The sequence below is a fragment of the Gimesia fumaroli genome, assembly GCF_007754425.1.
In the GTDB taxonomy this organism is placed as follows: domain Bacteria; phylum Planctomycetota; class Planctomycetia; order Planctomycetales; family Planctomycetaceae; genus Gimesia; species Gimesia fumaroli.
Map to the genome: position 1 here is coordinate 4146106 of NZ_CP037452.1, position 19813 is coordinate 4165918.

The 19813-nt window shown below is 45.6% G+C and carries 16 protein-coding genes and 1 tRNA gene; 12 read left to right on the forward strand and 5 right to left on the reverse strand.

Annotated elements, in window-relative coordinates; all coding sequences use genetic code 11:
* Positions 1–22 precede the first annotated feature (22 nt).
* The 11 genes from Enr17x_RS15745 to Enr17x_RS15795 all read left to right on the forward strand — a co-directional run bounded on the left by Enr17x_RS15745 (position 23) and on the right by Enr17x_RS15795 (position 12111).
* Positions 23–1168 (forward strand): glycosyltransferase, encoded by a 1146-nt coding sequence (locus tag Enr17x_RS15745; RefSeq protein WP_145310329.1) that lies wholly within the window; start codon positions 23–25, stop codon positions 1166–1168.
* Between the two features lie 7 nt (positions 1169–1175).
* Entirely contained in the window at positions 1176–2441 is a 1266-nt protein-coding gene (locus Enr17x_RS15750; protein ID WP_145310331.1) for a GNAT family N-acetyltransferase, read from the forward strand.
* A 119-nt stretch (positions 2442–2560) separates the two neighbouring features.
* Positions 2561–3739, forward strand: a complete 1179-nt coding sequence (locus tag Enr17x_RS15755) for a glycosyltransferase (RefSeq protein WP_198000597.1) — start codon at positions 2561–2563, stop codon at positions 3737–3739.
* A gap of 11 nt (positions 3740–3750) precedes the next feature.
* On the forward strand, positions 3751–4473 hold the full coding sequence (locus Enr17x_RS15760) for a polysaccharide deacetylase family protein (RefSeq protein ID WP_145310335.1): 723 nt from the start codon (positions 3751–3753) through the stop codon (positions 4471–4473).
* A gap of 26 nt (positions 4474–4499) precedes the next feature.
* Complete coding sequence (locus tag Enr17x_RS15765) at positions 4500–5912, forward strand: glycosyltransferase family protein (RefSeq protein WP_145310337.1); 1413 nt, start codon at positions 4500–4502, stop codon at positions 5910–5912.
* 49 nt (positions 5913–5961) lie between these two features.
* The gene (locus tag Enr17x_RS15770; RefSeq protein ID WP_145310338.1) at positions 5962–6546 is read left to right on the forward strand and encodes a serine O-acetyltransferase; all 585 of its coding nucleotides are present in this window, start codon (positions 5962–5964) and stop codon (positions 6544–6546) included.
* Positions 6543–7811 (forward strand): glycosyltransferase family 2 protein, encoded by a 1269-nt coding sequence (locus Enr17x_RS15775; protein WP_145310340.1) that lies wholly within the window; start codon positions 6543–6545, stop codon positions 7809–7811. The genes Enr17x_RS15770 and Enr17x_RS15775 overlap by 4 nt, the downstream gene beginning before the upstream one ends.
* 78 nt (positions 7812–7889) lie before the next feature.
* Positions 7890–9011, forward strand: coding sequence for a hypothetical protein (locus tag Enr17x_RS15780; protein ID WP_232100741.1), 1122 nt, complete (start codon positions 7890–7892; stop codon positions 9009–9011).
* A gap of 374 nt (positions 9012–9385) precedes the next feature.
* The gene (locus Enr17x_RS15785) at positions 9386–10387 is read left to right on the forward strand and encodes a glycosyltransferase (protein ID WP_198000598.1); all 1002 of its coding nucleotides are present in this window, start codon (positions 9386–9388) and stop codon (positions 10385–10387) included.
* Between the two features lie 739 nt (positions 10388–11126).
* Positions 11127–11912, forward strand: a complete 786-nt coding sequence (locus Enr17x_RS15790; RefSeq protein ID WP_145310346.1) for a sensor histidine kinase — start codon at positions 11127–11129, stop codon at positions 11910–11912.
* Between the two features lie 114 nt (positions 11913–12026).
* Positions 12027–12111: transfer RNA gene (locus Enr17x_RS15795), tRNA-Leu, on the forward strand.
* 93 nt (positions 12112–12204) lie between these two features.
* Here the strand turns inward: Enr17x_RS15795 and Enr17x_RS15800 are convergent.
* The 5 genes from Enr17x_RS15800 to Enr17x_RS15820 form a co-directional block, all read right to left on the reverse strand.
* Positions 12205–13476, reverse strand: coding sequence for a lactonase family protein (locus Enr17x_RS15800; protein ID WP_145310348.1), 1272 nt, complete (start codon positions 13474–13476; stop codon positions 12205–12207).
* Positions 13477–13675: 199 nt separating this feature from the next.
* Positions 13676–14542, reverse strand: a complete 867-nt coding sequence (locus Enr17x_RS15805) for a carboxylesterase family protein (RefSeq protein ID WP_145310350.1) — start codon at positions 14540–14542, stop codon at positions 13676–13678.
* Positions 14543–14623: 81 nt separating this feature from the next.
* Complete coding sequence (locus Enr17x_RS15810; protein WP_198000599.1) at positions 14624–15316, reverse strand: leucine-rich repeat domain-containing protein; 693 nt, start codon at positions 15314–15316, stop codon at positions 14624–14626.
* Positions 15317–15430: 114 nt separating this feature from the next.
* Positions 15431–17284 (reverse strand): ArnT family glycosyltransferase, encoded by a 1854-nt coding sequence (locus tag Enr17x_RS15815; protein ID WP_145310354.1) that lies wholly within the window; start codon positions 17282–17284, stop codon positions 15431–15433.
* A 3-nt stretch (positions 17285–17287) separates the two neighbouring features.
* The gene (locus Enr17x_RS15820) at positions 17288–18757 is read right to left on the reverse strand and encodes an ArnT family glycosyltransferase (protein WP_145310356.1); all 1470 of its coding nucleotides are present in this window, start codon (positions 18755–18757) and stop codon (positions 17288–17290) included.
* Between the two features lie 134 nt (positions 18758–18891).
* On the opposite strand from Enr17x_RS15820, the gene Enr17x_RS15825 reads away from it, so the two are divergent.
* Entirely contained in the window at positions 18892–19797 is a 906-nt protein-coding gene (locus tag Enr17x_RS15825) for a glycosyltransferase family 2 protein (protein WP_198000600.1), read from the forward strand.
* Positions 19798–19813: the final 16 nt, after the last annotated feature.

Genomic DNA, 19813 nt, shown 5'->3' on the forward strand with positions numbered 1-19813 from the left:
GAACTCCTGACAGGACCCCAACATGAGCACTATTGAAGCAAGCGAAATTCAAACTAAGCCAATTCCAGAGATGACAGATAGTCGTCGTCTGCGCGTCTGTCATCTCAGCCTGACTTTATGCACGGGAGGGCTGGAAAGACTCCTGGTTGATTTTGCGCGCTATCATAATCCGGATCAGTTCGAACTCGAATTTATCGCCTTGGGAGAGACAGGGCAGCCAGCAGAAGAAATTCAACAGTTAGGTTGTCCGGTATTTGATTATCCTTTAACGGCGCGCGGAAAACTGGCGCGCATCAGTCAGTTATCACACTTTCTTAAGGGAAGAAATTACGACGTTCTTCACACACATAACGCGTATCCACATTTCTATGGTAGCCTGGCGGGGCGCCGGGCGAAGATTCCGGCGATCATCCATACCCGGCATGGGAGGCGCTTCGGCGAAACATTCAATGAACGCTTGCAATTTGCCCTGGCTAGCCGCATCGCTGATCGTGTGGTTCCTGTTTCTGACGATACAGGAAAACGCTGTAAGCAAATTGGCTGGTTAACTGACGGAAAAGTCACTCGTATCTGGAACGGCATTGATGTTGACCGTTTTGTATTTACAGGTCCTGCTGATGATTTTACCGCCATTACCGTTTCCAGACTCTCCCCCGAAAAAGATCTGATTACGATGTTAGAAGCAGTCAAACTGGTTATCGACACGCTTCCAGAATTTCGGTTAATGATAGTAGGAGATGGGCCCGAGCGAACAAAACTCGAGAAAAAATCAGCCGAACTGCATTTAGAGCCTCATGTGCAGTTCCTGGGAGAACGAAACGACATCCCCAACCTTCTAAGCCAGGCAGGATTCTACGTTTCATCCTCGCTAACAGAAGGAATTTCGTTGACATTGTTGGAGGCCATGTCGGTCGGTCTCCCCATCGTCGCCACTGCCGTAGGCGGCAATCCGGAAATCGTGGAACAACCAGATACAGGGACGCTGGTTCCTGCCGCTGATCCAGCTCAATTAGCAGATGCCATTTTAGTAATGTGTCAGCAAAAAGCAGATTGGCAGCAAATGGGGCAACGAGCCCGTCAACGAGTCGAACAGCACTTTAACATTCGAACAATGATCAAAGACTACGAAGCCCTTTATCTCAATGTCTTAACGACCACGCGTAAATAAAATAGCCATGAATACGAAATCAACTATCCAACAACACGAAAACCTGGATTCCTGGATCGCCGAATCCCCTGAAACGGCTACCGGGCAGAATGACATGCAGATTGTATTCTCTGCATTGCACAGTCTAGCGCTACAGCCTGTTTCAGAAACATATCAAAGTTGGCTAAAACTTTTCGAAGCTGATACCAACGCAGATTTACATCAACACCCGGACCATGTTTCTCGCCTGGTTCCGATTTACCATGAAATGTATCCGCAGCATTCGGGTTACCTGATGCAATGCCGAAAAGAGGGAGCCCTCGTTGCCATCGGTATCTTATCACCCAAATACATTAATACCAAAACCCTGAAAGGCATTGGCCCCGCCAGAACGCTTCCTGGATATTTTTTATGCGGAAACCGATTCCTGATACAGCAGGAAATCGGACAAGATGAATCAATCCTTTCACACCTGCTGGAATCTGCGCTTACCTTTTGTCAGAAAAAAAATGCAGCATTCCTGTTAATTGAAGACTTACTTGTTAATACGTCCCTGAATCATTCCATCCAAGATGCTTCAAACCGCTTCTTGACCTACTCACACACAGGATTCCAAAGTCGGAGCCTGATTCATTTTCCAGACAACCCTGAAGATTACTGGAATCAGTTTCGATCGAAATCAAGAAGAAAACACCGGAAACTCTTACGTCAGAATAGTGAGATGCGCATGGTACGCATCACACAACCAGATCAGGTTGTCGGTTTCCTGGAAGCCGCACATCAAATTTCCCTGAATAGCTGGCAAACACAACGGCTGGGACTACGGATTAAAAATGATGAAAAGGAACTGGAAGAGTTAACGTTCCTGGCACTGCAAGGTTGGTTGCGGTCTTATCTATTAATGAAAGACGACCAGCCAATTGCATTCAAAGTGGGCAGTCAACATCGAGGAGTTTATTGCGACCTGGAATTCGGATTCAACCTCAATTTTGCAAGCGTTTCCCCAGGAGAGACACTCTTGCTGCTGATACTGGAAGACCTGATTCAGCACGATACTCCTCAAATATATGATTTTGGTGAAGGTGATGCAGAATACAAACAACGTTACAGTTCTCAACTCACACAGAGCTGTGCCATGCTGCTACTGCCATCCACAATCAGAAACAAACTTCGCTTGCACTATTTAAAAACGTCACGATTCATCGACGATCTTGTTAGAAAATGTCTCAAAGCATCTGGTGTGTATACCGCCCTACGTCAAATCGTACGATATGGAAAATTGGGCAGCAGATAAATAAATGGAGCATACGTGGTTCATTCTCAACGAACGACAGGCCTGCAATGAAAATTTTATTTCTTTCAAATGTGTTTCCAAATTCGCTATACCCCGGGAAAGGTACGTTCAATTGTTCCATGATCCAGGCCTTGTCGGAATTACACCCGACGCATGTCGTCTCTCCCGTTTCATGGCTCGACGAGTCCTCACATCTAACTAAGAGTAACACTTCATTAAATCGAAACTGGAGTCCCATCGAAAACACTACTCGTCTGAGCGTGGAATATCCACGTTTTTATTACACTCCTAAAATACTTCACCAGCATTACGGACAATTTTTATACTGGTCCATCAAGAAGGCGCTCCAGCAGGCAATCACACGATTCCAACCGGACATTATCCTCTCCTACTGGCTCCATCCCGACGGAGAAGTCGCCGTAAAAGCAGCGCGGGACCATGGGCTCCCCGTCGTTGTGATGACAGGGGGCAGTGATATTTTACTGCTCACCAAAAATCGCCACCGCAGGCGGGCGATCATAAACGTTCTACAACAAGCCGACGGAGTCATTACCGTCAGCGACGACATCATGTCTGCAGTCAAAAACATGAAAATCCATCCGCAGAAAATCCATACGGTTTATCGTGGTGTGAACCGATGCCTGTTTACGCCCGGAGATCAGCAATCAGCCCGACAGAGACTCGGGCTCCCTCTCGACCGAAAAATCATCGTCAGCGTAGGTCGACTTGAACCAGTCAAAGGTCATACGGTGCTGCTGGATGCCTGTCTGAAAATAAGTAAACAGGGTATCCCTTTTACATGCTATGTTTTAGGTGATGGTTCATTAGAAGCCACATTATTACAAAAAGCCAACGAATATGGATTAGAAGGACAATTCCAGTTAAACGGATCGCAACAACAATCGCGGCTGGCAGACTGGTATCGTGCTGCAGATGTGATCGCGCTACCCAGCCTATCTGAAGGGATACCAAACGTTCTTCTGGAAGCCATTTCATGCGGTAAACAATTTGTGGCTAGCCAAGTTGGAGGGATTCCCGAGATCGCAGACCCCATCTGTGATCAACTGGTCTCACCCAATGATCCCGAAGATTTAGCAGAAGCAATCGGCAGTATGTTGGGAGCACCAAATCAGAACGAACAGCGGAGTTTTGAGCCTATTTCCTGGCAGGAATCGGCAGTGCAAATCAGTCAGATTCTTTCTGACTGCAGTACCCGTTTTTCCTCAGGATTAACGGACAAACAAAAAACAAGATCTTCATATCGACGTAAAAAAAGAAGAATTCGACAACAGAGTTGAAACACAAAACCATGAACACCATTCGCCAATTGATCAAGAAAGCGATCCCGGCAGTCATCCCACAACGACTGTTTCTTGCTCATGGTACGCATTGTCAACCATCCACCGACTTTCAAAACATACAACGACCAACAATCAATGTTTCTTTAACATTTGATGATGGCCCCCATCCTGAATACACGCCCCGATTATTAGATATGTTGAATCAATTTCATCAACGGGGAACGTTTTTCGTAATTGGTGAAAAAGCACAACAGCACCCGGAATTAATTGAACGCATCCTTAGGGAAGGTCACGAAATCGGAAATCATACATTTTCCCATAGTGAACCCTCTAAAACTTCTACGCGACGCTTTCTGAAAGAGATCAAACAAACTGACCAACTCCTGAATCAGATCATCGGACAAACTCCGGATCTAGTAAGGCCCCCGAAAGGCAAACTGACTGTGCAAAAAACTCTGGGGCTCTGGCTGCAGCGACGTACTGTGGTCCTGTGGGATACAGACCCACGCGACTATCTCATTCAAGATAATCAAGCAATTGTAGACTGGTGCCAGCAGTTTCATCCTCAGGAAGGAAACTTCTGCTTAATGCACGATAATCACCCCTACGCCATCGAAGCGGTGAAGATGCTTTCTGAGCGTCAGGACGTTCATATTCAATCACATATTATCAGTCATTGGCTGGAACATAAAAGTTACCAGTCCATTATCAATCAACAGGTTGTCACCTGATTTTCATATTCGAGGGATGTACTTCCATGTCCACAATCATTTCAAATCCTGTTGAATCATCAGTTGCTGGTGAGAATGCATATCAGCAAGCAGGCAGAAAGCGTCTACTTCTGGTCAGCTATCATTTTCCACCAGTCGGCGGTGCCGGCGTACAACGCCCCGTCAAATTCGTGAAATACCTGAGACGTTTTGGCTGGGACGTCAGTGTCCTCATGGCTGCCAACCCCTCTGTCCCTGTATTTGACAATAGTCTTTTAGTCGACATACCGGAAGAAACACATCTGGAAAAAGCACGCACCTGGGAACCCAACTACACTCTGAAAAAGAATATGGGGAACCAGAATCACACGGGGCAGTCCAGCAGCAGCTTGCTCGCACCGATAAAATCGTCCTGTCGGAAATTGGTTAAAGCAGGTGCCGGGCTGATACTGCAACCGGATGCACAAATATTATGGTATCCTAATGCGTTAAAGGCAGGCAAAAAACTATTAAATAATCTGCAACACGATGCCATTCTGGCGACTGCCCCCCCCTATTCAAATTTGATCCTGGCAAGCAAATTAAAACAAAAGTTTCACTTGCCGCTGATCGCCGACTTTCGTGATGAATGGGATCTCAGCAGTAAATACCTGGAAAACCACCAACAGGATGCCATTTCAAATCTGATCCAGACCCGACTACAGAGATCTGTCATGCGACATTCAGATGCCATCGTCGCAACAACACAAGCAAGTACGCAGCGCCTTCTGGATCGCGCACATCAGTTTGGAACAGATGTAACAGGACGGTGCATTTACAATGGTTTTGACCGAGACGATTTTGAATTCCTCGATGAAGCCGGACAACAATCACAAAAACACAACTGCCAAAAGCGATTTCGGATTGTTTATACGGGTACGCTATGGAATTTGACCACAGTAGAACCATTGGTAAAAGCTATCGAATCTCTTCACCAGGAGAGTCCCAATCTCCTTTCCAGGCTGGAATTACAATTCATCGGAAGAAAGACTCCCGAACAACTGGCATTGCTTGAACGGATAAATCAAACAAAAAGCACATTGATTACTGAAGATTATTGTTCGCACCATGAAGCATTAAAAAAAATGGCTGCCGCTGATGCCCTCTGTTTACTGTTGAGTGATGTCGAAGGGGCTGACAGGGTCGCACCTGCAAAACTATTCGAATACCTGGCAATCAATCGTGAAATTTTATCGATCACTCCTACAGGAGAAACAGCAAATATCCTGAAAGATTTCTGGCCCACAGGAAACTTTCAAGCGCATGATACCGCTGGGATGGTCAACTGGCTCAAAGGTCGTCTGCTCGGTAACTCTTCGACGGGAATTATAAACTCGGAAAATATTAATCAATTCAATCGTGAACACCAGGCAGGGCAATTAGCCGACTTGCTGAATCAACTGGTTATGAATCATGTTTGATGAAACTTGTTGACACAAACGATTCATTCACAAATGAAGTGAGATCAAAATGAAGTTCTGGGAAGATTTAAAAGCAAAATCAGAATGGTGCTACGGAAGTATTTCTGCGCGCAGCTTGCTGAAGACCTGCCTGACCGATGGTACAATGGCCATGTTCTGGTATCGTCTGATGCAATGGGCGAGCCACTGGAAACTATCCCCCCTGGCAATGATCTTCAATAAATGTAACGCCATCTTCTGCCAGTGCATCATCGGGCGCGGTGCAGATTTTGGACGCCGATTCGTCATCATTCACAGCCAGGGAATTGTGATCAATGGCTCTGTGAAGGCCGGCGATGATATCAAACTGGAACACCAGGTTACTATTGGTGCAGAACGAAACGTATCCCCGATTCTTGAATCTGATATTTTTATCGGTGCTGGAGCAAAAATCATCGGACCCGTCCAGATTGGTTCGCATTCTAAAGTGGGCGCCAATGCCGTAGTCGTCAAAAATGTGGACTCACACACGACTGTTGGCGGCATCCCCGCGTGTGTGATCAAAGTTCATTCAGAGAAGATCTCTGTTCAACAAAATGAAATCAATCAAGCAGAACTGCCGTACAAAAAGTATCAGAAAGGAGCTACATTATGAGTTCCCTCCTGATGCAAGTTTTACTCTGGAGCTCGCTTCTCCTGATTTCCTACGCCTATGTCGGATATCCACTGCTTCTCTGGCTTCTGACGCGAGGCCGTCAAACACAGCCAGATAAGACTATCGAATCCAACAGCAGACCCCTGCCTCGAGTCTCGATCATAATCGCTGCTTACAAAGAAGAAGCAGTGATTCTGGAACGTTTGAATAATCTCGCAAAACTCGATTACCCCATTGATCAGCTTGAAGTCTTAATTGGCTGTGATGGAAACGAAGACCTGACAGGGGAACTTGTCAGAACTTATGACAATGAGCAAATTCGCCTGATTCAATTTGAACAACGTCGTGGCAAAGCATCGGTCCTGAATGACTGTGTCCCCAAGGCTACAGGAGAAATCATTGTTTTTTCCGATGCTAATACAAACATGGAGCCCCAGTGCATTAAACAACTTGTCAGACATTTTCAGGACGAATCAGTCGGCTGTGTCTGCGGCCAGCTGATTCTGGAAGATCCAGCTACCGGAAAAAATGTAGATGGATTGTACTGGAAATATGAAAATTTCCTCAAGCATTGTGAAACAAAAATCGGAGCGGTCCTTGGAGTCAATGGTGCCTTATATGCGCTTCGCAAGTCACTCTATGTTCCAATCCCACCAGACACAATCATTGATGACTTTCTGATCGGCATGCAGGTACATTTTACAGGTCAGCGTCTCATTTATGATGACACTGCCTTAGCCAGAGAAGAAACGGCGACTTCCGTCCAAGCTGAATTCAAGCGGCGGATCAGAATCGGCACGGGCGCCTTCCAGAGTTTGAAATACCTTAAGGGACTTCTGAACCCCAGATTCGGATCAATCGCATTCGCATTCTGGTCTCATAAGCTGCTGCGCTGGCTGTGCCCGGCTTTTATGGTACTGGCGTTGGTTACAAATTTGTGTCTGCTACAAAATCCGATTTATCAGATAACTCTGCTCGCACAAGGGCTATTCTATCTGTCCGCTTTCGTTAGTATCAAATTTGTTAAGGTCAACCGCATTTTCAAACTCTGTCGGGTCCCTGGAATGTTTGTTCAAATGAATCTGGCACTGGCAATAGGCTTCTTTCGCTGGCTCTTTGTCAAACAGACGGGAACCTGGGATCGTACCGAACGAAGTCAAACAGGCACACTACCAATAGATGAGCAGGAACTGACAATCCCGGATCTTGCTCCCCGAAACTCAGAAACACCCGAGACGGAATTTTCTCAAACATCAAAAAGCTGATTTACAATGACCTCTCTCATAATTACGTGTATCACAATTTGTGTCCTCCTGCTGATTGGACTTACTGGGGGAATCTGGATGGCGATTCGTGCGCGCAACATGCAGTATTGGCTACCTGCTTATTTTACTCAGAAGAAGATTGACAAACTGGTCACCTTCAGTCCAGAACAACCGCGACATATTTTTATCGCAGTCTGCGACCATTTTGAGCCAGAATGGGGAAGTCCTGCCAAATCGGATGCGTTGGCCCGCGTTGATCGCTGGTGTGAAGAATACCCGGTTCGCTTTTCCAAATTCAGTGATTCACGAGGTCAGGTTCCACAACATACATTCTTTTATCCACAGGATCAGTACGCTCCCGAGTATCTGGATCGACTGGCAGCCCTCTGCAAACAAGGGTTCGGCGACGTAGATGTTCACCTGCACCATGACAGTGACACCGCAGAAGGTCTACGGAAGAAAATGAATGAGTTTCGACAGACCCTGTTTGATCGGCATGGCTTACTTAGGAAAGATCCTCAGACTGGAGAAATCGTTTATGGTTTTATTCACGGCAACTGGGCTCTCTGTAACTCCCGTCCTGATAGACGGTGGTGTGGAGTCGAAAATGAAATTGAAATCCTGCTCGAAACTGGTTGCTATGCCGATCTGACAATGCCCTCTGCTCCCAGTGACACTCAGACACAGATCATCAACAGTATTTACTATGCCAAAGACCTTCCGGGACAATGTAAATCGCACGATCAGGGTACACTGGCTCGTGTGACACACTCTCCTGAACAGGACAGTCTGCTAATGATTCAGGGGCCGTTACGCTTGGACTGGAGCAATCGCAAGTGGGGATTTCTACCTCGAATTGAAAATTCAGATTTGCACGACGGTCGTCCCGCCACGTTGAACCGCTTCCAGCACTGGTTGGCAGCTGACGTCCATGTCACAGGCCGTCCTGATTGGACCTTTATCAAACTACACACCCACGGTGCAAAGCCTGGGAATATTGACACCTTGCTGGGGCCCGAAACGGAAGCCTTCCATACCGCGCTGCGAGAGGAAGCCGAACAGCATCCCGAATGGAAATATTACTATGTTACTGCCTGGGAAATGGCTTCCCTGATCCATCAGGCAGAACAGGGAGCAACCATCCCCGATTTCGATGCCATTCACGCTAGCCCGTCTCCCGTTTCTGGGGTATTGGTATAATGCACAAAGACTAGGATGCTCTAAAACGCAAAGATTTCGCTCTATTTGTGCCGAGTTAATCAGGTAACCCCTATTCTGAACAGATTCGCATTGACCAATTTTTTAAGTTGTGCCAATATCAGCCTTGCAGGAGAGATATTCCAGAATATTCTCTCTTTCATTTTACCTTTACTTCGAGAATTTTGATGCTTGGCGTCGATTCTCACTTATGAGTCCATTCTACCTGTTGTTTGCATTGATATGTCTTATATTCAATGAACAGACCCACAGTTTTCAATTCTTAAAGTACAATGCGAATCCACCGGCCAAAGCGCTGCTGGCAGGTTTCAACAGGAATAATTTCAGGCTCATCATCGTTTCAAGGAGGAAACAAAATGAGTGTCACATTAGTGCATACCGGCGTATCTCATACCCGGCTTGAGTATTCGATTTGGGAAGCACTGAATCAGGCCTGGCCTCACTCATCAACCATTGCCCGCTTCGGCACCGGTTTTTCTCCCGATCGGATCGTAGACGTTGATCAGGCCAATTTAATCATCAGCACAAGCCTGGAAGCTGCCGCTTCCATTCAATGCCAAAGTCATCAGTTACACATGTGCTATCTGGAACCTCAATCCAGCAGCCAGGCACCAATCAACCAGCAGTTGGTGAACTCATTAACGGATATCGAATTTGTCGTTCCCACCAAAACGCTGCAGAATCTGAATCGAGACCGATTTACGTCCTTCGTCAAACCTCCTGTAGACACAGATTTCTTTTGTTCTGGTTTTGAGAAACGAAGCCCTTTCCTGCTCCTTGTTGCAGATGGAGAATGGTCTGTGGAAGAACAACTGGCTGCGGATGCCTGTAAAGAACTCAAGCAAAGCCTGTCAATCGCCGGGATCTCTGAGGATCAACTTCCCGCCAAGCTACAAAGTGATCCCCTTATCGAAATTATCGGCCTGGTCGATGATCAGAAATTACGTGAACAGTACCGTCTCTGTTCCGCTGTGATTTGCCCCCGTGATGTCGATTTTGATCTCTCAGCCATTGAAGCACAGAGTTGTGGTACACCTGTCGTGATCTATTCGAACTGTGAAGCTGCAAACTCTGTTGTTTGTTTCGAACAGAATGGCTTGGGAAGTGGGATTTATTTTGAAAATAAAACTGTTGAATCACTGACTTCAGCGATTCAGGAACTGCAACTGCGCCCCCAACGCTGCCAGTCTGTGATTGGCTGGTGCTGTGCAGCTCAATTTTCTTATCAACAATTTCAACTTTCCTTCAATAAAGCGATCGCAAAAGAAATCGCTTATCGAATCAAAACCTCACAATTGCAAATCCAAAAGCAGGACCAGCAGGATCAAGGACTGGCCGAGGAACGTGCTGCGGCATAAATGCTACTATTTCTGGTTTTGCAGGTAAGTGATCAGATCTCGCATTTCCTGACGAGTCCGTTTTTCACTCAGCTTTTCTGGCATCAGAGAAGCTTTTGAGGTAATTACTAGTCGATATCCTTCTGGGTGAAAATGCGTGTTACTTTCAATGGCTCAGACACGGCTACATTCGTCGACGTCAATTCCCGTTGGCGTCACAACCTGGGGGTTTCACGCAAAGAGTTCCATCTGGACATAATCGTCTGGTGAGCAAGGGATGCTATTTTCTTATCTGCCTCTTGTGTCGGCAGGCTCGGTAATCCAATTCCCAATCTCATCAATAAGAATAACTGATATTGTTTATAACAACGCATGCCCCGCTCCCTTAAATCCACTAATATATAATGAGTTACATTCATTTAAGCGTACAGGAATATGAATGAAATTGGATGCAGATGACACAAATTTCATAGAGCAGAACTCTCCAAAACTACACCGTGAAACCCAAGGCACCAACAATAACTTCACCCACTCGCCCTATTCTCGCAATGCATCTCATTTTACATAACTGTATCGTATCGATTACTTCTACCAATGCATTCATTCCCACTTCTGTTGCATCTGGATTCCTGAAATGAACGGGCCGATATCTAATTTATAGAATGACGATTCTTCAAACATCACTTTCTATGAGTAAGCTGAAAGAATCTCAGCACTCACATAAACGAATTTGTCGCCTTTCAAGGATGCGGGCCTGTTCATGTCAAACCAAACAATTGAATCGCTAGAGAAACGAGTTCAAGAACTGGAATCTCAGATTGAGGATTACCAAAAACAGTTGATTCATGCTCAGAAAATGAGCTCTGTCGGTGCATTAGCATCTTCGATCACCCACGAATTCAATAATATTCTGACCACCGTCATCAACTATGCGAAACTTGGTTTACGGCACAAGGAAGAAGAACGCCGGGAAAAAGCTTTTACCAAGATTTTATCTGCGGGACAACGTGCTGCAAAAATCACAACAGGCATGCTCTCCTATGCCCGCGGAAACGAAGGCCGCCAGGAACCTGTAGATCTCCAGTTGCTGGTCAAAAGTGTAATCGCATTAGTGGAGAAAGACCTCTCCATGAATCGCGTGAATCTACATACGCATTTCGAATCAAACCCGGAAGTCGTCTTAAATCCGAACCAGATTCAACAGGTACTTGTCAATTTGATTGTCAATGCCCGACAGGCAATGCCCTCTGGCGGCAGGATTGACCTTGCCGTACGCATCAATCCGGAATCTAACATGGCAGAAGTCATCGTCCGCGACAGTGGTGCTGGCATTCCCTCTGAGCAGCTACAGCACATCTTCGATCAGTTTTACACCACCAAAGAAGCAGATGAAAACGGCCAAGGTGGAACGGGGCTAGGCTTGTCACTGGCGAAAGAGGTCATGGAAGCCCATAAAGGCCGAATCAGAGTTGAAAGTGCAGTCGGAAAAGGAACAGCGTTTACGCTCAAATTCCCACTTTCGACCGCCGCAATTGAAGCTGCCTGAGCTGTTTTATTTGAAATTTCAATCGAAATATTGGAGTCAGGGCTCTGAAACTGAGTTTTTTTCCTGTTTCCATTGAATTCGATAAAGCGTTAGACTATATAGTTTTATTCACGAGCCGGAGTGGCGGAATCGGCAGACGCGCTGGATTCAAAATCCAGTGAGGGTAAACCTCGTGGGGGTTCAAGTCCCCCCTCCGGTACTAAATTCAAACCCGTCAGGAAAGAGTGTAAAACCTTTCCTGACGGGTTTTTGTAATTTATATTGCCCCCCTGACGACTAAACGAAAATACGACTACTTGATTTTCGCAAGGTCTAGAAAAACCATATGTGAAGGGTTGCCGACTGCAGCGTAGTGATCTGTGAATTGCAATTTCCCAGTGTTCCTATCCACTTTAAAAACGGCGATACTATCTGCCCGCTGATTACAGCAGTACAAGAAATCGCCCGTGGGATCGAAACTGAAACTGCGGGGGTAATTACCTCGAGTCCATTCATCGGCAATCCAGGTCAACTCACCGTTTGAACCGACAGAAAAGATACCAATGCTGTCATGCAGGCGGTTCCCTGCATAGACGAACTTGCCATCATCCGAAACCAGAATCTCAGAGCAAAAGTTACTGCCTTTGAAGCCATCCGGGAGGGTTGATATCGTCTGTCGCGAGGTCAGGGATCCGGCTTGCTCGTCGTAATCGAAGAGCACCAGTGTTGAACCTTCTTCCTGGATGGAATAGAACCAGCGCCCATTAGGATGAAAATGGAAATGCCGGGGACCATCACCGGGAGGAAGCGAAATGGAAGGGGGATTATTCGCGGTCAGTTTTCCCGTTTTTTCATCGAACTTCCAGCTATAGATTTTATCCAACCCCAAATCGACGTGAAACACAAAACGCCCTGTAGGATCAGATTGAATCATATGGGCGTGTGTACGATCATGCCCGCTGAAGGCGAAGCTGCCTTCCGGCGCGTTTGTGGCAGTTGTAGGACCAATTTTTCCAGTATCGTTCTTTATATCTGTTGGCTCCCCTAAGCGACCATCTTGCAGAATGGGAAGCACTGCCACAGAACCGCCAAAATAATTCGCAATCAGCAGATATCGACCAGAAGGATGAATGCTTACATAAGTGGGGCCTGCCCCTCCAGAGTTCACAGTGTTGAGCGGTATCAAGCTTCCATCTTTTTTGCTGATCTTGAAAGAGCTGACCGATCCATGTTTTTCTTTTCCAACACGATCTGTTTCATTAGTGGAATACAGATGTGTGCCTGCAGTATTGACGGCCAGACAACTCGGGCTTGTCCCCATTGCGTGAATGCCTGCCGGAGTCAATCCCCCGGTCTCTCGATCAACCTGGAACAGATGAATGCCCCGACCGTTACCGGGCGGCAGATCGACCTGGGTATCTAAGACATCCTGGAGTGGGGAACTGAACGTGCCCACATAGGCCATCAGTGGTTCACTCACATCATGCGAATTTGCATGAGCCAACTCAGATACAAGCGGAAACGTCCCCGCCATGGTAACAGAAGTTTTGAGAAACGAACGACGCGATAGCTTGGGATGATTCATGGATGATATTCTAAAACTAAGGGTATGAGCAAACGGAAACCAGCCAGTCGATGCGATTCCACAACTTACTGACCTGATACATTTGTAATAAGCAATCATTCAGATTGCAAATCCAAGTAAGTTTTGACAGACCTTTCCCGATATCCAGGGTCTGCAGGATTCACCATATCGATCCAAACCAGATCCCAACGAATAGCACCTATTTTGCAATCTTCTTTTGTTGCTGGAACATCCAATCCATCATTTCACTTGGCTCCCGAAACGCCTCCCCCCAACAGTTGTGTCCTACTCCCGGTAATTCATGATAAATAATATTTCCATTCTCTTTTTGAAGTGCTTCAACCATCTCTCTCGAATACGAAACGTCAATCACTCTGTCTGCATCACCATGTACAACCCAAAAGGGGATTTCTTTAAGCAGAGAGGCCGTAGCAGGGTCCCCCTGGCCGCAAAAAGGGGCGACTCCTGCAAAGATCTCAGGCTTATAAGCGGCAAAACTCCAGCAGCCGTTCCCGCCCATTGAAAGCCCGATCAGATAAATCCGACTACGATCAATGCTCTCATTCTCATTCAACGTTTTATCTAATGCTGCGTACAGTAATTCAACCATCTCAAACTGACCCCACCAGCGTTCTCTTGGACACTGAGGGACAAGCACATAACATGGGTATTTCTCTCTCCAGGCTTTACGTGATAACTGAGTAGGAAGGGAACCTAATGGTATCCTGTTATCATCCCCTCGGCTCCCTGCCCCGTGTAAAAAAATGACCAGCGGATATTTCGTGTCAACTGAACTCATTCTCGGTTTCATTAACCGATAATGGAGTGAAGACTGTCCTTCCGGTACTTCTAAGAGAACTTGCCCTCTTGCATATTGTGCAATCACTTCTGGTGAGATATATCTTTGTTTTCTCCTGGCATGGCCCTGATTTTCATCCCAGATGAATGGAAGAATTAATAGGTTGACCAAGATTTGTACTGAGACACAAATCAAAAGAAACCTGAAATCAAGGTTCGAAGAGTTGTGATCTGAAACATGTGTATTGTCAGAAACGGATCTAGTCATTTCAGGGAACCATTTTCTGTAAGCCAAGTAGGTGCACTATCAGTTCACCTGGAAGTTGTATTTCACAGGGTTCAAAATGAACTACTTTTTTTTCGCAGTCTCTGGATCTGCCTTTGTTATTATTTCACAGTATTTCAAGGCTTGTTTTAAGTCACCAATATCTTGATCGTTCACATAGGTATTCAACACATTCAGCTTGATCAGGTTGGTAAAACCTTTCAGCATATTCAAGTGATCGGGGCGAAGATCTGTACCGCTTAAATTCAGTTCTGTCAGTTTCCCACAACCATCTAAACCTCCCAGACCAGACCCATCGATTTTTGTTTTCGAAAGATCAAGGGTTTTCAATTTCGCAAATTCACCTATTGCTTCTAAACCAGCATCAGACACATTGGTCTCAGAAAGATCGAGTGCTCTGAGTTGAGGCAAATTTGTAAGGTTTAAAATCGCACGATGATCAACATTCGTACGAGAAAGATTGAGGTTACGGAGCTGTTTCAGTCCTGAGATTTCCTTTAGTTCCGCTGGTTGAAGATTGTCTTTTTTAACGAGCTGGATTGACCGGATCGAAAAATGCTCAGCTGGCAATTGGTCTATTTTTTTTACATGTTTAGAACGACCATCTAAAAAAACAGTCACACTTCCTTGTTTACTGAGAACCCAATAGGCGGCCGTTTCGTCTGTGACAGTCCTGGGAGGTTCGCCACATCCAGTCGCTAATAGTAACGACAAAAATAACACCATTTGACTACGATACTTATTGAGGAGAAACATCAGCATCACCTTCTTGTTTCACAATAACTCACAATTCGAATCTGCCACATGTAAGACAGATCAACCTAAACAAACACACTGAAACAGATTTGTGCCTGACTTGCATTCCTTGAATCACTCGCTGTGTCTTGTCTCTTTTAAACGATCAATGTCAGCCTGAGAAATCTCATAAATATGGATTGAATAACCCGCACGAGCAACGGGAGTTAATTTCAGGAAATACCGATATCCTGATTGATTAACATATTGCTTTTCTCCCGCTTCATTGAACGGCGGAAGTGTATCCAAACCGTATATATGATTCACGCTAATGGCGTAACGTCCGGGGACGAGTGATCTATTCGCTGAATCCTTGAGATCATCGTCTCCCTCTGGCCATTCGGGGGGGAGTTGAAATTTGATTCCAGCGACCTGTGGGGCAAATAGCCCGTAATAGGCAAGATAGAATGGTTCCGAACTGGGATGTTGATCTAACCATTGTTTTAATTCATGCAAATCCTGCCCCCAGTCAAGATTACTATTTATCAGATGACGATAGCCTTGCGCGGGCCCCCCGGTCACTTCATTAAAATAAGCAAGACTGTGTGGAAAAACCCATAAACTGGAAGCAACCGACCAGAGAAGTGGTATCGCAATCACCAGTGATCGATACGATTTAAAGGAAGTGATCAACTGAGCGGATTTACTGATCCAGATGATACCAAAGGGAAAAACTGGTAGTATATATCGTAAATGGGCATTGTAATCGGTTTCTGAACTCACGAAGACGAATATCAGCATTAGTGGTGCTAAAAGAATAAATTCATCTCTCCAGTTGTCCCACTCCCCTCGCTTAATCTGAAATAAAGTGAAACCACTGGCCATAAGCGCCAAAACCCAAGTACCGAGCGGAACCTTGATCGCCAACGCATAGAGGTAGTAATACCAAAACCCATGAGGATAAAATTTTCCTCGAAAGAAAGTCTGACGTTCTCGTTCAAAGTCCTGCTTTTGAATATCGATACCAATGACATACTGAACCGGTAAAGGTACTGGAATATTCTCAAGCCAGGTCCCAGTAAATCGATTTCCTGTCTCGCTTGTGTCTGTATCTGCTTCGGAGCCTTTTAAGGTTGCACTGATGAATTCGTATTTACCGAGTGGCTTGAAAGATCCGTCATATCCATAGCCCAGATTAAGAATATGCAATGCAAGCAACAGTAGAACGGTTATCTGGGCTCCCTGACGCCAGACTGAAGCCTGTGTTTCCTTAGAACGAGAAATACACAGCCAAAATAACCAAAGGCACGGCCAGAGGCCAAAAAACAATATCAGAGTAAATTTCGCCAGTTCAGCAAGCCCCAGTAGACATCCAGCAGCAATCGCGCGCCCCCAGGTCGGGTGATTCAGCCATCTCCAAAAAAGCCACCCGGCGGCTACAGATATTGCCGTGGCCCCTGCATCAGGGGTAATAAACGCGCCATGCGCCAGAAGATTGGGACTGAAACACCACAATGTAAGAGCAAGTAATCCTGAAAGTTCTCCATACAGAGCACGTGCCCAGAAAAAACAGACCAGACCACCAATCAAGCTCAGCGGGATACATGCCCAGCGAGCCAGAGTCATGAGCCAAAACGAGCGTTCGCCGTTTGCTTTGATAAAATCGGGACCAATCGTAAATACAGGCCGCGCTCCGGGACCATCATGAAATGCTTCCCAGTCTGTTTTTGCACCAGCCATTACAACTGGTAATGCCCCTATCATACGAACCAAAGGGGGGTTAACACGATACAGCTCAAAGCGACCTAGCTGCCAGTTACTGATGCCAGCGACCAAGTGGCCGGGTTCATTGGCATTGGGGCTCTGCTTCACCGCCATATACCCTAGGAGAGATGCCTGGATCGCGAGCAATCCGACAACAAAAAAATAAGGTAGATTTTTCGCGAATGAATGTTTCTCAGTATGCTTTGTGTTATTTAATGAAGCCACTTCTCAATTACTTTCAGTCAGTTTCTGAACAGGACGCAAGTCTATTATACGCACAGTTGGGTTGCTGAAAGCGAAACTGCGATACGTTGGTCTGATCTCAACAAAAGGATACCTGAACCATTCTTCATATTGCCGATGCCGATTGTAAATGTACTCATCCTGCCCAGAAGTTTGAGCACCACGGTAATATCGTTCATAACGAAAGTCACTGGCGACAACAAAATCATACCCTTGATTCCGGAGTTCTTCCGGAGTGAAATCACCGATCGACCTGACGTCGTTTTTTGCAGCAGCATACTGTTCGTAAAAAGATTTTCCGCCTGCCTGGGACAGCCATTCGGCAGCCTGCTGTCGTGTATCGCGCTTCCAATTCATATAATAGTCCAGCTGTAACGTGTCCCAAAAAGAGAGGCTCAAGCTGATGCTCAATAATAACAGAAGTCCTTTCCTGACATAGTTGCTTGAGAAATGGCTTGATAAGAGATGAATTCCTCGAACTGAAAAATAAATCAAGGCAGGAACAATCTGCAGAATATAGCGGGAATAACCTGGCGGAGGTTTGGAAGGAGAAATCTCAGGAATCAAATAATAAAAAACAACAAATAGCAGAAACAGACGATCTACATCCTGTGTCTCTTTCCAGCAGAAAAGTAGTACGATCATTCCCGTAACAGCCAACAAGGTTACCGAAAGCGTTAATCCTGGAATGACACTATTGAAAAGGTGAAACGAAAACCATTGATCAAACGGAGAAACGGAAATCGAGTGGCCTGTGGCTGCATGGTTTCCTTCATGCCTGACCCCCTCAAAGAATATTTCAGGTGCCTCCAGAATTGGATAATTCACATTTAAGAAAACATAAATCCCCAAAAACCCAGCGGCTATTAAAAAACTATAGTAACTTAGTTTTTTGGGAACAGAAATCAGAAGTGGAATCAAAACAGCAATCACAACTAACAAGGCAGACTTATAATGTGCTGACCAGGCCAGTCCCGTTGTAATTCCGAGGGGGATCGCTGTTTTCCAGTTTGGATTTTCGATGAATTTGAGAATGAACCATAACGCTGCCATGGCGCAGGCAGTGAACAACATATCTTCTTTCATGTAATGGGCATGGACTACAAGAATGGGAGAAACTGCCACCCCCGCTGTCACAAGAAATGCCCAGCGTTCATTCATTGTTCTTTTGGCAAACAAAAACGAAAAGAAAACGATGAGCACTCCGGAAAAAGCAGACACCCACCGACCTATCAAGACAACACGTTCGTCTTCAAAGCCAAATACAAGATTTCCCAGACGAGCCAACTGAAGCATTAAGATTGGGATGTGAAAATCCTGCTCATAATTGAGAGTGAATCGAACTTTCTTGGGCTCGTCTCCGTGGTAGCCAACGGGAAAATCATTGTTCCATAAATTCAAAGATAATGAGAGGAGCAACAGACCTCCCAGTAACCATTTCGCGCCAGAGTTCATAAGTACTCTTCTCTATATTGACTTACCACACAATGAACATCCAGAATACAATTAGCATATACATTTCAATATCATACAGTATGATGTCTATATCTAATAATACAATCATTCAGATTTTTCAAAAGCAAAATACAATGCCTGAAATAATCGATTGCAATTCTCAAACTCACAATTCCCCCCTGGATCTGACAATCTTGCTCCCCGCATATAATGAAGAAAATGCGATTGAATCATTGATCACAGAAATCAGAAACGCCATGACTGAATGGAGCGGGAACTGGGAAATTCTTGTTATTGACGATTGCTCTAGTGATAACACTGCAGCAAAAGCTTCACTGAGTGGAGTTCGTTTAGTCAAACGTGTCGAAAATGGTGGATCCGGTGCCAGTCGCAAAACGGGAATCCGAGAATCGCATGGGGAATTGATTGCCATGCTGGATGCAGATGGGAGTTATGATCCCAGCTCACTTCCCGAACTACTGTCATATTTCCCGGACTATGACCAAGTAAATGGCGCGCGAACCAGCGAGCAAGGAACAATTAAATTCCTGCGAGTTCCGATCAAATGGAGCATTCGTAAGCTGGCAGAAATTGTAAGTGGGAAACGAATCCCCGATCTGAACACTGGCCTGAAGATTTTCAAACGGGACTTAATGCGAAATTACCTCTGGGCCATTCCAGATGGTTTTTCTTGCGTGACTTCAATGACTCTCGCATTCATGTGTAATGGGCACTCCGTCAAATATATCCCTGTTACTTACAGAAAACGTATTGGAAAATCAAAATTCCACCCCATTCACGATACACTACAATATTTTCTCACAGTTCTCAGAATTATTACCTATTTTAGACCCCTTAGAGTTTTGGCACCATTGGCATTTTCACTGGGGGCAATCGGAGTTTTACGAGCGTCTTATCATATCTTTTATTCTCCCGATCTGGGGATTACAGACTCCGACGTGATTCTCATTGTTGCCGGGCTCATGATTCTGATCGCAGGAATGCTGGCCGACTTGATCGTGAAACAACGTCAGAGATAATCAAGACACTAAGAGT